The organism is Kribbella sp. NPDC054772 (genome assembly GCF_053611945.1).
This window is the reverse complement of record NZ_JBSHBJ010000001.1, coordinates 503,742-520,813: the sequence shown is the minus strand read 5'-3', so window position 1 is coordinate 520,813 and position 17,072 is coordinate 503,742. Positions and strand designations below refer to the sequence as shown.

At 68.6% G+C, this 17,072-nt stretch carries 13 protein-coding genes; 2 read left to right on the top strand and 11 right to left on the bottom strand.

Annotation, left to right across the window (positions count from 1 at the left end; translation table 11 throughout):
- Positions 1-176 precede the first annotated feature (176 nt).
- Positions 177-2,024 carry a glycoside hydrolase family 127 protein gene (locus tag ACWGID_RS02590; protein WP_452193711.1) on the bottom strand — a complete coding sequence of 616 codons (1,848 nt, stop codon included), beginning with the start codon at positions 2,022-2,024 and terminating at the stop codon, positions 177-179.
- 155 nt (positions 2,025-2,179) lie between these two features.
- On the opposite strand from ACWGID_RS02590, the gene ACWGID_RS02585 reads away from it, so the two are divergent.
- The gene (locus ACWGID_RS02585; protein WP_452193710.1) at positions 2,180-3,178 is read left to right on the top strand and encodes a LacI family DNA-binding transcriptional regulator; all 999 of its coding nucleotides are present in this window, start codon (positions 2,180-2,182) and stop codon (positions 3,176-3,178) included.
- 86 nt (positions 3,179-3,264) lie between these two features.
- Complete coding sequence (locus ACWGID_RS02580; RefSeq protein WP_452193709.1) at positions 3,265-4,449, top strand: hypothetical protein; 1,185 nt, start codon at positions 3,265-3,267, stop codon at positions 4,447-4,449.
- Here ACWGID_RS02580 and ACWGID_RS02575 read toward each other — a convergent pair.
- The 10 genes from ACWGID_RS02575 to ACWGID_RS02530 form a co-directional block, all read right to left on the bottom strand.
- Positions 4,412-5,392: an acetylxylan esterase gene (locus tag ACWGID_RS02575; protein WP_452193708.1), complete on the bottom strand. Its 981-nt coding sequence runs from the start codon at positions 5,390-5,392 to the stop codon at positions 4,412-4,414. The genes ACWGID_RS02580 and ACWGID_RS02575 overlap by 38 nt on opposite strands.
- A 93-nt stretch (positions 5,393-5,485) precedes the next feature.
- Positions 5,486-7,858 (bottom strand): polysaccharide lyase 8 family protein, encoded by a 2,373-nt coding sequence (locus ACWGID_RS02570; RefSeq protein WP_452193706.1) that lies wholly within the window; start codon positions 7,856-7,858, stop codon positions 5,486-5,488.
- Between the two features lie 10 nt (positions 7,859-7,868).
- On the bottom strand, positions 7,869-9,038 hold the full coding sequence (locus ACWGID_RS02565) for a GDSL-type esterase/lipase family protein (protein ID WP_452193704.1): 1,170 nt from the start codon (positions 9,036-9,038) through the stop codon (positions 7,869-7,871).
- On the bottom strand, positions 9,038-10,090 hold the full coding sequence (locus tag ACWGID_RS02560) for a DUF1565 domain-containing protein (protein WP_452193702.1): 1,053 nt from the start codon (positions 10,088-10,090) through the stop codon (positions 9,038-9,040). The genes ACWGID_RS02565 and ACWGID_RS02560 overlap by 1 nt, the downstream gene beginning before the upstream one ends.
- Before the next feature lie 175 nt (positions 10,091-10,265).
- Positions 10,266-10,835 carry a DUF624 domain-containing protein gene (locus ACWGID_RS02555; protein WP_452193700.1) on the bottom strand — a complete coding sequence of 190 codons (570 nt, stop codon included), beginning with the start codon at positions 10,833-10,835 and terminating at the stop codon, positions 10,266-10,268.
- Positions 10,832-12,739, bottom strand: coding sequence for a hypothetical protein (locus ACWGID_RS02550; RefSeq protein WP_452193698.1), 1,908 nt, complete (start codon positions 12,737-12,739; stop codon positions 10,832-10,834). The genes ACWGID_RS02555 and ACWGID_RS02550 overlap by 4 nt, the downstream gene beginning before the upstream one ends.
- Positions 12,732-14,420 carry a heparinase II/III domain-containing protein gene (locus ACWGID_RS02545; protein ID WP_452193696.1) on the bottom strand — a complete coding sequence of 563 codons (1,689 nt, stop codon included), beginning with the start codon at positions 14,418-14,420 and terminating at the stop codon, positions 12,732-12,734. Before ACWGID_RS02545 ends, ACWGID_RS02550 begins: the two co-directional genes overlap by 8 nt.
- A complete protein-coding gene (locus ACWGID_RS02540) occupies positions 14,408-15,172 on the bottom strand; it encodes an SDR family NAD(P)-dependent oxidoreductase (RefSeq protein WP_452193694.1) in 765 nt (254 codons plus the stop codon). The genes ACWGID_RS02545 and ACWGID_RS02540 overlap by 13 nt, the downstream gene beginning before the upstream one ends.
- A gap of 23 nt (positions 15,173-15,195) precedes the next feature.
- Positions 15,196-16,143 carry a carbohydrate ABC transporter permease gene (locus ACWGID_RS02535; RefSeq protein WP_452193692.1) on the bottom strand — a complete coding sequence of 316 codons (948 nt, stop codon included), beginning with the start codon at positions 16,141-16,143 and terminating at the stop codon, positions 15,196-15,198.
- Positions 16,124-16,993 (bottom strand): carbohydrate ABC transporter permease, encoded by an 870-nt coding sequence (locus ACWGID_RS02530; RefSeq protein WP_452193690.1) that lies wholly within the window; start codon positions 16,991-16,993, stop codon positions 16,124-16,126. The genes ACWGID_RS02535 and ACWGID_RS02530 overlap by 20 nt, the downstream gene beginning before the upstream one ends.
- Positions 16,994-17,072: the final 79 nt, after the last annotated feature.

Sequence of the window (17,072 nt, the reverse complement as noted above, 5' to 3'; positions counted from 1 at the left end):
GTACACCCGGACCGGGGGCGCCCCCCGCCCCACCACTGCCGCGGTGCGGGTGGCCCCCTCCCTCAACCCCGGGCAGGGGATGTTGGTTCCGTCCCGGACCGAGCTGCAGCTGGACGCGAAGCCGGCCGTGGTCGCAGCGGCCGCCAGGCCGATGAACTTCCGCCGGGTGAGCATCGTCAGGCCCTGGGCAGCCAGACGCGCATCGCGCCGATGTCCCGGTTGGCCCATGCGTAGTACGGCACCGCGACCACCTCGACCTCGTCGCCGGTCGAGTCACCGGACTCCGGAGTGAACGGCCAGCCCTCCCGGTGCCCGGTTCCGGACTTTCCGCGGGCCTTGACCACGGTCACGCCGTCGAGCAGTTCCGCGGCCGCGGAAACCGGTGCCTCGGGCAACAGATGCAGGTCGTCGACGTTCGCCGTGTTGTCCACCTGCTCGACCGCGTACACCAACGGGCCGCGCTCCATCGCGACGCACCCACGCACGGCGTCGATCCGCGGATCAGCCCCGACGAACCGGGTGTCGAGCGGCAGTTGCAGGTCGAACTCCTGCCCCTCCGCGCGAGCGTATTCGCCGGCTGCGACCGGCTGCCCGTTGAGCGTGGCACCGTCGGCCCACGCCGGAATCCGCAGCTCGACGGCAGCCGGCGCGTCAGCGGTGATCCGGACGGCGCCTTCCCACGGATAGTTGGTCTCGACGCGCAGTTCGACGTCGCCGGCCTTGATCACGCCGGCGGCGTACTGGTGGATCTGCACCGCGTCGTCGGTGGTCGTCGCGAGGTAGCCGTCCAGGCTCGCCAGCGTGCGCATGATGTTCGGCGGGCAGCACGCGCAGTCGAACCACCCGCGCCGCCCGTGCGCCGGACTCCGCCCGGTGTCCGGGTACGCCGCCCCGCGCAGCTGCAGCGGATTGACGTAGAAGTATTCCGTTCCGGAAAGCGAGACACCGGCCAGGAAACCGTTGTAGAGCATCCGCTCGATCGCGTCGGCGTACGACGCCGTGCCCGTCGCGAGCAGCATCCGCCAGGCCCACTGGATTCCGCCGATCGCCGCACACGTTTCCGCGTACGCACGGTCCGGCGGCAACTCGTACTCGTCGCCGAACGCCTCGCCCTCCCAGCGCGCGCCGAGACCGCCGGTGACATAGGTCTTGGTCGACCACATGTGGTCGAACTGGACCTTCAAGGCGTCGAGCAGCTCCGTGTCGCCGGTCTCCAGCGCGACATCGGCCGCACCGGCGGCCAGGTACACGGCGCGGACCGAGTGCCCCTCGACCGACGTCGCCTCGCGGACCGGGACCCGGTCGGAGAAGTACGCCGGCGAGTGCCCGTGCCGCTCGATGATCCCGTGTCCGCGCGCTTCCACGAACCACCGCGCGAGCTCGAGGTACGCCGCCGTACCGGTTTCTCGATACAGCTCGACGAGCGCCATCTCGATCACCGGGTGGCCGTCGACGTCGACGGTCTTGTCGTCGCCGAAGGTCGCCCTCAGGTGGTCGGCGAGCTTGATCGCGACGTCGAGCAGGGCCCGGTCGCCGGTGCAGCGGACCTGCGCGACCGCGGCCTGGATCAGGTGGCCGGCGCAGTAGTGCTCGTGACTCCAGACGAGTTGCTGGTAGCGGCCCTTGTCGCCGTACCGGAGTTGGACCACCGAGTCGAGGTACCCGTCGTCGCGCTGCGCGGCCGCGACGACCGTGGTCAGGTCGCGGATGCGCTGCAGCAGTTCGTCGTCGGGATTCCGGCCGTACTCCCAGGCGGCTGCCTCGAGCCACTTGTAGACGTCGGAGTCGGCGAAGATCGGGCCGATCGCCTCGCCCTCGCCGATGCCCGCGGCGAGCCGTAGGTTGTGCAGGTTTCCGGCTTTCTCGAGCTGGTCCTGGCCGCTGGGGATCGCTTCGGCGCCGTTGCGGGCCTGCCGCGGCGCCCAGAACCCGCCGGTGATGGTGACCTCGCCGAGTCCGAGGGGACGCCGGCGGCCCCTCGTCGTGGCGGCGGGGGCGACAGAGGTTTCGGAGGATGCACTCATAGCGCGTGACTCCTGAGTTAGGAAAATCCGGAACACGTTTTCCTGCACGAAGGTAGAGAGCCGGGATCGCCAGGTCAACCCCTGGCTGTGGATAACTTCGGGAGCGCCCGGGCGGGTTGGGGTACTGTGCCGGAAACTTCAGGAAAGGAGTTGCCATGGCCCCACGGACGGCCCGAACGGTCGGCATCAAGGACGTCGCGGCCTTGGCCGGCGTCGCGGCGAGCACGGCGTCGAAGGCGCTGAACAACACCGGCCAGCTCAAGGAGGCGACCCGGCTGCGGGTGCTGGAAGCGGCCGAGACGCTCGGCTTCACACCGGACAGCCGCGGTCGCGCGCTGGCGTCCGGTCGCAGTTTCACGGTGGGCCTGATCACCACCGACAGCTCGGGCCGCTTCAGCATCCCGATCATGCTCGGCGCCGAGGACGCGCTGAGCGCGGGTGAAATGGCGCTCGTGCTGTGCGACACCCGCGACGACCCGCTCCGCGAGCAGCACTACGTGAAGTCGCTGCTGGCCCGGCGGGTGGACGGCATCATCGTCACCGGCCGGCGGACCGAGCCACGGGCGCCGATCGACGTACCGATCCCCGTCATCTACGCATTCAGTCCCTCGACCGATCCGGACGACACGTCGCTGATCGTCGACGACCACGGCGGCGCGGCCTCAACCGTGCGGCACCTGTTGTCGCTCGGGCGCGAGCGGATCGCGCATGTCACCGGGCCGGACTCGCACCACAGCGCCCGGGTCCGCGCCGAGGCGACCGTGAGGGCGGCCGGCGACGCGCTCATCGGCGAGCCGCTGCACGGTGAGTGGAGCGAGCGATGGGGCCGGCACGCGGTCGACCTCCTGCTCCGCACGCAGCCCGACGTCGAAGCGATCACCTGCGGCAGCGATCAGATCGCCCGCGGCGTGTGTGATCGGCTCCGCGAGCTCGGCCGCTCGGTGCCGTACGACATCGCGGTCACCGGGTACGACAACTGGCCGGTGATGGCGCTGGCGAGCCGGCCGCCGCTCACCACGATCGACATGCGGCTCGAGGAGCTCGGCCGGCACACCGCCAACCTGCTGCTCGACGCCATCGGCGGCCGCACACACCCCGGACCGCAGGAGCTGCCCACTCGCCTGATCACCCGGGAGTCGACGCTCGGGACCTGAACTCCCCCGCCCACGCGATGTCCAGTCTCCGGATAGTCACCCGTTCGTCCGCCGCTGGTTGCCGAAGACCCTCTAGATTGATGCGGGTGCTGCGCAAGTTCGTGATCGGCGTGGCGGTGATCGCCACAGTGGTGGCGGGGGTGGGCACCGCTCGGCTGATTCTCCCGTGGACCGATCCCACCCGTGGCGTGGTGAAGCAGTTGACGTTCCTGCGTGCCGAGATCGAGAACGGGGCCGATCGGTCCGCGCAGAAACAGTTTCCGGAAGGCTACTTCTTCCTGAACGTGCTGTACGGACTCAGCTGGGTCCAGGTCGGCGTCGATGACCCGGCCCGGTCGGCCGACGCGACTGCCGAGGTCCGCTGGGCACTCGACCGGATCACCGGCGCGGAAGGTACGGCGCCGTTCGACGAGTCCTTGCAGCCGGCGTACGGCGTCTTCTACGCCGGCTGGACGAACTGGCTGCGCGGCGGCCTGATCGCCCTCGGTCAGTCAACCGCCGCCGAGCGCGACGCGTTCACCAGTAAGTCGGTCGCGATCGCCACCGCTTTCCGGACCGCGAACACGCCGTTCCTCGCGGCGTACCCGGGGCAGGCCTGGCCGGTCGACTCGGTCGTCGCGATCGCGTCGCTCCGCCTGTACGACGCGTTGGTCGCGCCACGCTTCGGGCAGATCGCCAGGAACTGGGTGACCAACGCGAAGGCGAAACTGGATCCGGACACCGGGCTGCTGCCGCATCAGGTCGTTCCGCAGGTTTCCGGCGCGCGGGGTTCGTCGCAGGCGATGATCCAGCGGTTCCTGGTGGACATCGATCCGACGTTCGCGCAGGCGCAGTACGAGATCTTCAAGGACAAGTTCGTCACGGGCCTCGGGGTCCGGGAGTATCCGAAGGGCCACAGCGGTCCGGGCGACGTCGACTCCGGGCCGCTGGTGTTCGGGATGAGTCTGTCCGCGACCGTGGTCGCGATGGGCGCGGCGCGGGTGCACCAGGATCCGCTGGCGGATCGGCTGTCGCGGACGGGTGAGCTGGTCGGGTTGCCGTTCACCGGGCTGACGACGAAGCGGTACCTGTTCGGTGCAGTGCCGATCGGCGACGCTTTCCTGGCGTGGTCGACCTCGGCGCGGCCGTTGGTCGCCACCGACCAGCCGGAGCTCGGCGGCTCCGGCTGGTGGCGGATTCCCTGGCTACTCGCGCTCTGGTTGCCGGTACTGATCCTGTGGAGCGTGCTCCGGTTCAGGCACCGGGGCCGAAGACGGAAGCGAGCGCACTGAGCTTGCGCGGCAGGTCGTACTCCGCGCCGCCTTCGTGCCCGTTGTAGGTGAACACCTCGAGCTGCGCCTCTCCGGCGTACCGGTCGTAGGCCGCGAAGACCGTGGACGGCGGGCAGATGTTGTCCATCAGCGCGACCGAGAACCACGCCGGACAGGTCGCGCGGGCGGCGAAGTTCACCGCGTCGAAGTAGGACAACGTTCCGATCGCGGTTTCCGTCTCGAACCGGTGACCCTTCAGCCAGCGCGCGATCTCGGCGTACGGGCCGTTGTCGGTGATCTGCGACGCGCGCCGGAAATGACACAGGAACGGTACGTCGGAAATCGCCGCGGACAGGTCGTCACGCAATCCGGCGACCGCGAGCGCGAGCCCGCCGCCCTGGCTGCCACCGATCACCGCAACCCGATCGCTGTCCACGTCCGGGCTGCTCTTCGCCGCGTCCACCGCGCGGACCGCGTCCGTGATCAGCCGGCGGTAGTAGTGCTTCGCCGGGTCCTCGATTCCGTGCGTCAGGAAACCCGGTGCCGAAGAGCCGTGTCCGTCCGGCGCGATGTCCGGGGTGTCCGCGACGGTCTTTCCGCCGCCGCCCTGACCGCGGTTGTCCATGATCAGGTGCGCGTACCCGGCGGCGCTCCAGGTCAGCCACTCGTACGGGATCCCCCGGCCGCCGTTGTACCCGATGTACTGGACGACCGCGGGCAGCGGGCCACTGCGATGGCGTGGCAGGAGCAGCCACGCCTTCACCGGCTGACCTGCCCACCCGCTGAACGTGACGTCCTGGACCTCGACGGTCGCCAGACGCGCGTCGTACGGCGTGAACCGGGCGTCGATCGGATGACCGGCCGCGTCGTCGAGCGTCTGTTTCCAGAACGCGTCGAAGTCCGCGGGCTCCTCCGGCTGCGGCCGGTACTCCCGCAACCGGTCCAAGGGCATGTCGACCAGCATTCGGATTCCTCTCAGTAATTCCGGAAACTCCGGTGATTCAGCATTTCTCGGTCATTCCGCCGGGCCGCGGTGAGCCCAATGGGGCTCGGCGTCTCAGCGGAAGGTCGCGGTGGCGGTGGCCCCGCGGCGGTTCGTGGTGTCGACGACGACGCGCCAACCGCTGCCTCGCCGGCTGACCGTGACGCCGTCGTCAGCGCTCACCAGGCGCAGACCGGGCTTGTCGAGATCGACGGTGACCGACGGACGCGTGTGCGTCGGATCCGAAATCGCGACCGTCCCACCTGCCACGACGACCGAGGCCGCGCCGTCGGCCGTCAGTTCGGCAACGGTGCCCGCCGACCAGAAGTTGGCTGCCAGGACGCTGTGCAGCCGAACCGCGTGCGCCGTGTTGTCGCTCCGCAGCTTGGACACGGGTAGCTTGCCGGCAAACGTCTTCGTCTGTTCGAGCGACGCGGTCGGCAGCTGCACGTAGTAATAGCCCTGCCCGGCCGGCGCCGTCCCGTGGGCGTACCACATGGTTTGGTAGGTCCGGGTGATCGAGTCGTCGGTCCCGTACTTCAGGTTGATCTCGCGCCACGTCGCGGTCCGGTCCTCGCGCAGCGTCTGGATCGGTGTGCGATCCGGGAAAACGTAGCCACCGGTTCCGTCGAGATGGCACCAGCCCGGCGCCGCGGTGAAGGTCTCGTCGCCGGTGCGCAGCTTGCGGTTCTCGATGATCGTCTCGACCGTTCCGGCACCGGTGATGTCCGAACCGAGGCAGACCATCACATCGTCGATCAGGAACCAGCTCTTCAAGGCGCGCAGGTCGGTTCCGTACCCGCGAAGGTCCATGCCGTAGGCACCGATCGTCCGTCCCGGAATCGCCGTTCCGCCGACCCAGTCGGCCTCGCTGGTACTGCGGAAACCGTAGGAATCCGCCAGCCGCCGGGTGTCGATCGTTGTCCCTGGCAACCGGTACGGGTCGACCGTCGGCCAGTAGTCGCCCGAGTAGTGACCGAGGTCGTCGTCGTACAGCAGGACCATGCCGTCGGACAGGTGCCAGCCGTGCAGGTTCTCGGTCTGGATCGATTCGTAGTTGTAGATCCGCGACGAGTACGCGCTCAACCCGATCGTGAAGGCCGGCCGGTGGTGCGCGACCTTGTCCATCAGCGGGTACTGCTTGTGCAGGACGAGCGGACCGCGAGCCGGCGCGGACGAGGTGAGGATCGTGCGTGCCGCGACCAGCGAGGCCGGATCTGTCACGGTCAGGAAATTCCGGAACGTGTCCTCGGAAATCCACTGTTTGACCAGTGCGGTGAGTTGCGTGGCATGTGCGGCGGGCGCCGCCGGAATCAGCCGCAGGGTGCCCTCGATGATGGTCTGCGTCGCCGCGTGGTTCTGCTTGCTCGGCCGGGCGATCTCGCGACCGCAGACCGAACCCATCATGTCGCCCCGCGCGATCAGCGGGTCGAACGCGTCGTTGACCCAGCCGTAGATGTTCTCGAGATCCGTATCGGTGACGGCCCAGTCGGTGCCGCCGAGCAGGTAGAGCAGCGACGACAGCGTGCCGAGCAGTTCCTTGCCGTACCCACCGTTGTAGGGGTGCTTGTAGTGCTGAAGGAACGAGCCGTCGCTGTAGAACCCCTCGCCGGTTCCGTCGACGCGGCCGGGGGCGTCGTTGAAGGCGAGCACGCTGTTCGCGCCGCCGCCCTCGACGTCGCTGATCGCGTCGCGGACGCGGACCAGCGCGGCGGTATCGCCGTCGAGGACCGCCCGGGTCGCCACTACGGTCGCGATCCAGACCCGGTTCGCGCCGGTCGCGATCTGCCGGTCGGCGCGCCAGAGGTTCGGGTCGGGCGTGTAGTAGTCGATCGCCTGCGTGTACGTCGTCCGCAGGTCGGCCGGAATCACGTCGTACAGCAGGACCAAGGTGTCGGCGAAGGCAGAAGCGCCACCGATCTCCCAGTCGTAGTCGTTGTCGTACCGCGGCAGCGTCGGGCTGTAGCGGTTGGTGTGCATCCACTCGAGCGCACCACGGATGTCGTCGGCAACGGAACTGTTTCCTTGGTACGCCGACCCGTTCGTCGCCCACGCGACGGCGATCTGCTTGATGCGACGGAAATTCGAGGCAACGTGGTTGGAAAGCGTTGTACTCGCGAGGTCCGGCCAGAGGGTGGTGCGGTTCGCGGAGCGGTCGAGGGTGGCGAGGGCGGATATGGCGAGGCGGTCGACGCGGGCGATCGCGACGGCCAGGTCCGGGTCGGTCGGGTCGACGGTGGGACCGCCGGTGAGCAGCGTCTGCCAGCGCAGGCGGAGCTCGTCGATCGAGGTGACGGTGGTCGTATCGGTGGACCCGGTAGCCGTGGTGTCGGTGGATGCGTTGGCCCACGTCGGCGTCGAGAGGGCGAGCAGGGCGGTTCCGCCGATCACGCCGCCGAGGACGGTGCGCCTCTGGACGGGGCGCCGGTGGACGGGGAGGTCTGACATGGAGGTCCTCTCAGAGAGCGAGGGCGATGGCCTGCACGCCGGCCGGATTCGGGTGCAGGCCGTCGCCGCTGTTGAACGCGGGCCGGAGCTGAGCCGGGTCGGCCGGGTCGCGGACCGCCGCGTCGACGTCGAGGAGACGGTCGAACGGGCGGCCTTGCCGGAGTACGGCGTTGACGTCGTTGCGCACGTGGTCGAGGGCTTCGGTGTAGCGGATCCAGCCCTTGAACGGGCCGATCGTCGCGCCGATCACGGCGAGCTCATGGTCGTGGGCGCGGCGGACGAGTTGCTCGTACCCCTGCAGAATCCGCGCCGGATCGATCTGACTCGGTGGCTGCTGGATGTCGTTGATGCCGAGGAAAACGATCAGTGTCTGCAGGTTCGGCAGGCCGAGTACGTCGCGGTCGAAGCGTGACTGACCGCCCGGGCCGAAGCGGGCATCGTCCAGCAGCAGGCGGTTTCCGCTGATTCCGAGGTTCGCCACGGCCGGTCGCCGGGGGAAACGCGCGGCGTACTGATCGGGCCAGCGCAGGTTGGCATCATCGGGGGTCCCGACGCCTTCGGTGATCGAGTCGCCGAGGATCGCGAGCGTCGAGCGCCCGTTCGCCGGAACGTCGATTCCGTTGAGCAGGAACACCGACTTCGTCGGCCGGTCCCCGATCGCTCCGGTCGCATGCACGTTCCGGTGAAAGCTGACGGGGCCGGTGGGTCCTGGCAAGTACATGCTCACCGTGAGATCCCCGCCGTCGGGTACGACGACCGTGACCGGATCGCTCACGACAGTCGCCCCGGAGGCCAGTACGACCTGTTCTTCGCCGCCGAACAGCACCCGGCGCTCACCACCGGCCTGAGCCGAGGCCGCACTCACCGGACCGACAACGACGGGGGCCGTTCCGAAGGGATTCGCGAATCGCAGCCGGATCGGACCGCCACCCGCGGAAAGCCGGAAAGTGTTCCGGATCGTGGTGTCGGTGAATCCGTTGGTGGCGTCCGGGTCAGTGGGGGTCGGAGCGGTCTGTGCGGTCGCCCAGGTCGTGACCCACCGGCGCGGCGTCGCAGCTACGTTGCCGACTGCACCGTCGTCGGCGGCAAACGCCGGCGTTCCGGGGACCGCGCCGAGGACGCTGCCAACCGCACCGGCCGCTGTGCCGCCGAGGATCGCGCGGCGGGACGGCGTACCCATCAGCAGGCTGCTGTCGGGGTGAAGTCGGCGCCGTACGTTCCGACCGAGTTTCCGCCGGTGTTGCCGGACATCGTGTTCCCGCAGACCTGGCCCTGCGGCGTGCGCATGAACTTGATACCGCCGGAGCCGTTGTTCGTGATGGTGTTTCCGTAGACGTTGTTGTCCACGCCATCGGTTTCCGTGTCGCCGCCGAGGCGGACACCGGCGCCGACGTTGTCGTGCAGGGTGTTGTACCGGAAAGTGTTTCCGTTGCCGCGGGCATCCAGGCCGCCCGAGCTCGAGTCCTGCTGCTGGCTGCAGTCGTTGTGCTCGACCGTGTTCGCGGTCGAGTTCTCCTTCACGTCCACGCACTCGTTGCCGTACGTCGCGATCGTGTTGTCGTGGATGTGGTTGTTCCGGCTGCGGTCCGGCTGTGCGTCCGGCGCGCCGTTCTGGCCCTGCTGTTCCGGCGCGGTGCCGAGGTAGATCCCCTCGCCGTTCTTCCCGCCGTCGTTGAACTTGAAGTCGTACACGCCGCACGGGCCGATCGTGTTGTCGTGTACGTCGGCGTTCGTGACCAGGTACCGGAGCCGCAGACACTCGCCGCCGGCGTTCTTCAACCGCATGTTCCGGATCGTCAGTGTGCCCACGCCGTCACCAGGCGACGTGCTCATCACGTACACCAGCTTGTCCCGGTACCCGGACTTGCTGCTCGACGAGCCGAACAAGCCGTCGATCGTGAATCCGTCCAGCGTCATGCCGTCGTGCTGGACCTGGAAGATCCGTGAGTTCCCCGCACCTTTCACCACCGCGCTCGACGGTCCGGTGACCGTCACTCCCGATCGGATGGTCACCGCATCCTGCAGATAGGTGCCAGAGGCAAGATGTACGGTCGCCCCGCGCGGAGCGGTGTCGAGGGCTTTCTGGATGGTCGCGAACGGCGTACCGGACGACGTACCGGAGTTGCTGTCGCTGCCGGTGGTCGAGACGTAGTAGTCGGTCGCGGCGTGCGCCGGTACGGCGGGCAGCGCGAGCGCGGCGCCGAGCAGCAGAATCGGGACGGCTCTGAACATGGTGGTCCTCCTGATAGGGCGGTCAGAAACGGACTGTGCACGGCCGGAACAGAGCATCCGGCCAGAACGGAACGTCCTGTCGGAGACGGAACGTCCGTTGTCGGAACGGAAAGTCTGTGGAGTGGAGAGTCTGCGGACTGGAGAATCTGCGGGGCGGAAAGTCTGCGGAGTGGGGCTAGGCGCGGTCGGCGACGAGCAGACCGACCAGGACCGGGACGGTGGTGCCGAGAAGCAGCGGGCCTGCCGGAATCGGGAGTGAGAACACCGGCGCGGCGATCGCGGCGCCGAGGAGTGCGGTGCCTCGGGGGACGGAGGTGAAGGCGAGTTGGAAGGCGGTACGGCGCCACTCGGCGGCTGACCCGGACGGGTTCCGGCCGGCGGCGACAGCGAGGGCGATGTGGTATGTGACCGCGGCGGCGATCAGGCCGACGTGGATCATGAAGAGCGTCACGACGAGCGGCCCGGAACGACCGGACAGGAACGACAGGTTGCTGGCAGCAACCACTGCGGCAATGGTCATGATGATTGAGTGCGGGAGCAGCGGGCGCCAGTACTTGCGCCATCCGGCGAACACTCCGGCGAAGCAGCGCGTGTCCCCGTCGGTCCGCCACCGGTTGAGGGCGAACCCGACCGCGGCCAGCGCCGGCAACCAGGTGACGATCCCCAGGCACAGCAGCACGAACGCCGCCCCGGAAAGCGCCGGACTGGCAATCCAGCCCAACCAGTCCAGCGCTTTCCTGGTCATACCGTGATCCTCCGGTCCGCGGTCTGGATCACGGCCTTCGCCTGCTCGTCCTCGATCATTCCGTCGTCGTCCGGCAACAGAACGGTTTCTCCGTCGAAGGCGATCCCGTGGCCGCGCGCGAGCGTGAGCCGGCGGGCGGTCGGTGGTGACGGGTGCAGAGAAGAGGTCGGCTCGATCGTCGTGAGGAGCGTCGCGATCGAGGACTGCTCGGCGGTCGCGCGCAGGGTGTGCATCGTCCGAGTCAGGCGGAGGCTCGGCGTACTCGAGGTGGGGTTGGCCTCCACCTCGGTGACGGCGGACTCGACCGTCAGCGGGGTGTGCAGCCGGACCCAGGCCTGCGCGGAACCGGAACGGAGCGCGATTTCCTTGCCGTACTCGATCGGCCAGTCGGCGTGCAGCAGGAGGGTCCAGTCCCGGGGAGAGTCGGCGGCGCAGCGGTCGAGCAGGACAATGCGGCCCGCGGGGGTGAAGACCAGTGTCCGGTCGAGCCGCGTGATCCCGAGCTCGGCCGGGTACATCACAGCGATCTGTGCCGTCGCGTGCGCCATCCCGTCGACCGCGTGGACGTCGACCATCCGCGCCTGCCGCTCGTACGGGATCCCCTTGTAGACGTGGTAGCGATCCTCGTCGGCGTAACCGAACCCGTCGACCAGGATCAGGTTGTGGTCGCCGGCGCGCTTGCGGTTGCTGTACCCCTCGTCCACCGCCAGGAACGCGCCCCGCGACGTGAGCACGAACGATCCCGCGTCGGGGTGATGATGTCCGGCGCTCAGCGTGTCCCACCCGCGTTCGCGGTCCAGCTGATGCGACGTCTCCCACGCCTGATGCCCACCACCCGGCGCGGCCTTGAACGACACCATGGTGGCCTCGTCGTCCCATCCGGTCCGCGCCGTGACCAGACCGAGGTCCGGAAAGTACGCCGACAGCGGAGCATTCTTCGCGGGATCGACCGGCGGCAGCGAGTCGTCGTACCAGAGCATCTCCAGGTACGCCTCCGGCATCACGCCGGGTTTGACGCCGCTCGCGTACGCCTCACGCCAGAAAAATCGTTCGGACACCAGGTCGGCGAGCCACTGCGCTTCGCCGATCCGGTACGCGGCGGCCAGTTTCCGGTACAGCGCGACGCTGTGACCACTCCGCCGATCGTGGCAGTCGCCGTGGTCGATGTTTTCCTCGAATCCTGGCGCGCATTGCTGCAGCCGGTAGGAAAACGTGTTCGCGAGGAACGCGCAGCGCTGCCACCAGTCGAGGCGTTCCTGATCCTGCAGCAGATCCAGGTACGTCGCGAGCCACGGAACGCCGTACCGCCAGTAGACGACGCCTTCCATGTCCGACCCGTCGGCCGGCAGCATTTCGATCACGGTCGCGAAGTTCGTCTTCGCCCGCTGGGTCCACTCGGTACGCCCGAGCGCGTACCCGGCGGCGGCGAGGCCGGTGTAGCAGATCCAGTTGTGGTTCTGCCAGTACGACGAACTCCACCACGAGCCCTCGGACTCGACGGCGAACTCGTACAACCGGGAACCTTGCAGCTCCAGCTTCGCCCGCAGCTCCTTCGCGAGCTCGAAGTCCTCGCCCAGCCAGGCCGACGCGAGCGACAGACCGTGCAGCAACCACCCGGCGTCGAGGTCGTGGTCGGGCATGTGCGCCTTGCCCCAGTGCGGGAACCCGATCGCGGCCGAGATCCACCGCGCCGCCTCGGCGCGGTAGCCCTCGTTGCCGGTCAGGCGGTAGGCGAGCGCGAGGTTCGCCGCCGCCGGACCGAAGAACGTGATGCTCGCCGACGGGTGCTCGGTGGGCGGGGTCTGCGTCCGGTACCAGTCGCACTGCTCGCGCAGCCGCCGCCACTGCGCCGCGTACCGCCCGTCGAGACCGGCACGGAGTACGTCGAGCCGCTCGTCATACATCGGAAATCACGTCCTCGAGGTTTCCGTCGATCGGCGTGGTCGAGTACACGGAACGGAAAGTCGCCGTCGTCCCGACCACCGTCCAGTCCACCCAGGTGCGGGTTCGCTGCGGGTCGTCGGCCGGGCCAGGCCCGGGTCGCGTCACCGGAACGCCGTCTCCACGGTGGTAGCCGTACAGCGTTTCGTCTCCGGCCCACGTCGTCCGGAACGCGTCCGGCCCGACCTGCACCGCGAGGTCGACATCCGGCCGGAACTGGAGCACGATCTCGCGCTCGCGATCCGCCGTCACCCAGACCACGTCGATCAGGAAACCGTTACCGGAAATCAGTTGCCGCGTTGCCCGCACGCCGTCGTACCAACCGTCGACCGTGGCCGTCACCGACGTTGCGTCCTGGGTGAGCACTCCGGTCGCCTCAGCGGGTTCGAGATCGTCGATGCGGATGGTCGGGTGGGAGGTGACGGACTTGTAGTGGCGGCGCCACTCGGCATGGCCGTACGGGACCTGTCCCGGATCCGGCTGCCACGGCGTGTCCACGCCGTACAGATAAAGCGCGAGCTTGTCGTGGTGACCGTGCGAACCGCCGTGCGGCCCGTGGTCGAGGACCGCGTGGATGCCACCGACCCGGACCACCGCGTACGACGAGCTCACGGGCTCAGGCGACAGCGCATCCGACCGTGGCTCCCCGGCGAACCAGCCGGTGAACTTGTCCTCCAGGCCGTCGTACCCGTCCCCGACCTCCGCGAGGGCGCGTGCCGCGACCGCGTCGAGACCGTGTGCGGACGTGAACTGCCTGGCCAGCGCGGCGATCTCCAGCCACTCCAGCGCCAGCGGGATCCGCTGGTACGGACCATCGTGGAGAGCCGGCAGGATGCCGCCGTCGGTGGCGAGCCCGGCCAGCGCGCCGATCATCCGGCCGAGCCGCTCGGGAGCGGCGGCGGGGTCGAAGCCGCGCAGGCTCAGCAGGTACGCCCGCAGGACGAAGCCGTGGTAGTACGTGCTGGCTTCCCATTCCAGGCCATCCTCGCCGGTCGCGACCTCGAGGTGCGCGAACTGCCCGTGCTCACCGGTCAACCACTCCTTCGCGCCGTCCCAGGTCTCGCCCCGAACGGCAGCGGCCGCCTGACTCGCCGTCGTACCCAGCGCGTTGAACCACGCCGTGTAGTTCGACGAGAACTTGTCCTGGGCAACCATCGCGTCCCGCGCTCGCCGGGCCCCGGCGACCATGTCGTCGAGCATCGGCAGCGTCTCGGCCAGCTCGGCCGACCCGGACCGCTCGGCAAGGTTCAGGATCGAGTGCGCGATCGGCACCCCCCACACGGCATCGGTGAGCGCCTGGTGGAACAGCCGGCCGCGCTGCATCCACCCCTGCGCCTGCTCGTGCTCCCCCGCCTTCGTGAGCTCCAGATACAGCCGCGCGTACGACGTGAGCAGGTCCGCCCCACCCCCGTCGTACGAGAGCAGCCGGATGCGCCGTGCCCAGAAATGATGGGCGAGCACAGTCCAGGCGCCCCGGACCGCGGGCGTGTCGATCCGGCACCCGTACGCGCACGGCACTCCGCCATCCGGAAACTTTCCGGAATCGAAGCCGACGTGCTCGAGTTCGACACCGTGTGCCGGACACACGTACTGGTGCCACCAGCCACCGCGTTCCGTCGGCGGTTTTCCGGTCAGCGGGGCCACGTGCCACCGTCGATGTCGATGGTGATCCCGGTCAGGTACCCCGAGGACGGCAGCGCGAGGAACCGGACCGCGTTCGCCACGTCCTCGACCTGTCCGGCGCGACCGATCGGCGTACCGGCGACCATGTTCGCCTGCGCCACGGCGGTCGAGAACGTCTGGTGGAACGCCGTTTCCGCGATATATCCCGGAGCGACCGAGTTGACCGTGATCCCGGGCGACCCGAGCTCCTTCGCCAGGCCCTTGGTGAAACCGCGGACCCCAGCCTTCGCAGCGGCGTAGACCACCGAGCCGGGGCCGCCGCCGTTGTGCGCGGCCAGCGACGCCATCGTGATGATCCGCGGGTTCGCCGACTGCGCGAGGTGCGGGATCGCGGCCCGCGTCGTCCGGAACGTCGCGCCGAGGTTCACGTCGACGACCTGCTGGAAGTGCTCGTCGGTCATCTCCTCGACCTTGACCCGGCCGATCAGGTGGCCGGCGTTGCACACCAGGACGTCGAGTCCGCCGAGGAAACCGGCCGTCTCGTCCAGCAGCCGGTTCACCTCCGCCGTGCTTGTGACGTCGGCGCCGACCGCGATCGCTTTCCGGCCGAGTTCCTCGATGGCGGAAACGGTCTGCGCGGCCTCGGCGGCGGACTTTCCGTAGTGCACCACGACGTCGGCCCCGGCCGCGGCCAGCCCGAGCGCGATCCCGCGGCCGATACCGTGCCCGGCTCCGGTCACCAGCGCCCGCGTGCCCTGCAGTTCCCCGGTCATAAGAGGTGTCCTTTCGATGTATGTCATTTGATGCCCGCGTTCGCGAACCCTTGGACGAAGTACCGCTGCCCGATCAGGAACAGCACCACCATCGGAACGGTGGCCAGCGTGGTTCCGGCCATCAGGAACGCCCACTGCGTGTCGTTCTCGGTCCGGAACACCGACAACCCGACCTGGATCACGCGCAGGCTGTCGCTCTTGGTCACCAGCAGCGGCCAGAGGAAGTTGTTCCAGGAACCTTCGAAGGTGAGCAGCGCGACGGTGATGAACGCGGGCTTCACCAGCGGCGTCATGATCCGCGCGTAGATGCCCAGCTCACCGAGGCCGTCCAGCCGCGCGGCCTCCTCGAGTTCGACCGGCAGGTCCAGGTAGAACTGCCGGAACAGGAACACGGAAAACGGACTCACGGCGCCCGGGATGATCAGCGCCCACCAGGTGTCCAGCCACCCGGTGCCGCCCTGCCCGGTGATGTCGTTCCCGCCGAACAACGGCATGAACCGCACGATCAGGAACTCCGGCAGGATCTTCGTGTACGTCGGAATCATCAGCGCACCGACGAACCCGAGGAAGATCAGCGAGCTGCCCCGGAACCGCAGTCGCGCCAGCGCATACCCGGCCATCGACGCGATCACCACGTTCAGCAGCGTATGACTCGCGGCGATCACGAAACTGTTCCGCGCGTACGTCGCGAACGGCGCTGCGTGCAACGCGTCCGCGTAGTTTCCGAATGCCCATTTCGTCGGAAACAGTTTCGGCGGTACGGCGGCGATGTCGCCCGGCGTCTTCAGCGACGTGAGCAGCATCCAGACGAACGGCACGATCATCACCAGGGCGATCGCGGTCAAGGTCAGGTACAACGCGATCCGGCCGGGACTGACCCGCCGTCGTGTGCTGGGGCGGACCGTCGACTTCCGGCCCGTACGGACCCGAGGGTGTTGCTCGGTGAGAACCTCAGCGGGTGGCACGGTCACCTCCGGTGATCCGCCGGTTCAGCAGGGTCAGGACGAGGAGCAGCGCGAACAGCACCAGGCTCTGCGCGCAGGCGTACCCCATCCGGAACTCCCGGAACGCGGACTTGTAGATCTCGTACGTCATCATCGTCGTGCTGTTCGCCGGTCCGCCGTCGGTCAGGATGTACACCTGGTCGAACGACTGGAACGCGCCGATCACCGACGTCACGAAGACGAAGAACGTGGCCGGCCGCAGCAACGGCACGGTCAGGCTGAAGAACTGCCGGACCTTGGAGGCGCCGTCCACCGATGCCGCCTCGTACAGGTCGGTCGGCAGACTCTGCAGCGCGGCCAGATAGATCAGCATCTTCAGCCCGATGCCTTGCCAGATCCCGACCACGATCACCGCCGGCATCGCCCAGTCGGTGGACGACAGCCAGGCCGGCCCGTCCAGTCCGAGGAAGGACAGTATGGCGTTGGCCAGTCCACTGCGCGGGTCGTAGATCCACAGCCAGACCAGCGCGACCGCGATCGTCGCGGTCACCTGCGGGATGAAGATCGCGGTCCGGAAGATCGCCCGGCCCTTCAGCTTGGTGTTCAGCATCAGCGCGATCAGCAGTGCGATCGACATCGCCACCGGAACCGTGAAGAACGTGTAGATGCTGGTGTTCAGCACCGCCCGCCGGAAAACGTTGTCGGACAGCAGGTCGCGGAAATTCTCCAGCCCGACGAACCGCGGCGGCGTCAGCACGTCGTACGACGTGAAGCTCAGTACCACCGCGGCGACCAGCGGGATGCCGATCCAGATCAGTGCGTGCAGCACGGCGGGCGCGACCATCAGCAGGCCGGCCCGGCGCCGGGGTGGGAGCACCCCCCCCCGGGGGGGGGGGGGGGGCCGGGGGGGCGCGGGGGCGGGGCCCCCCCACCCCCAGGGGGTTGGGGGGCGCACC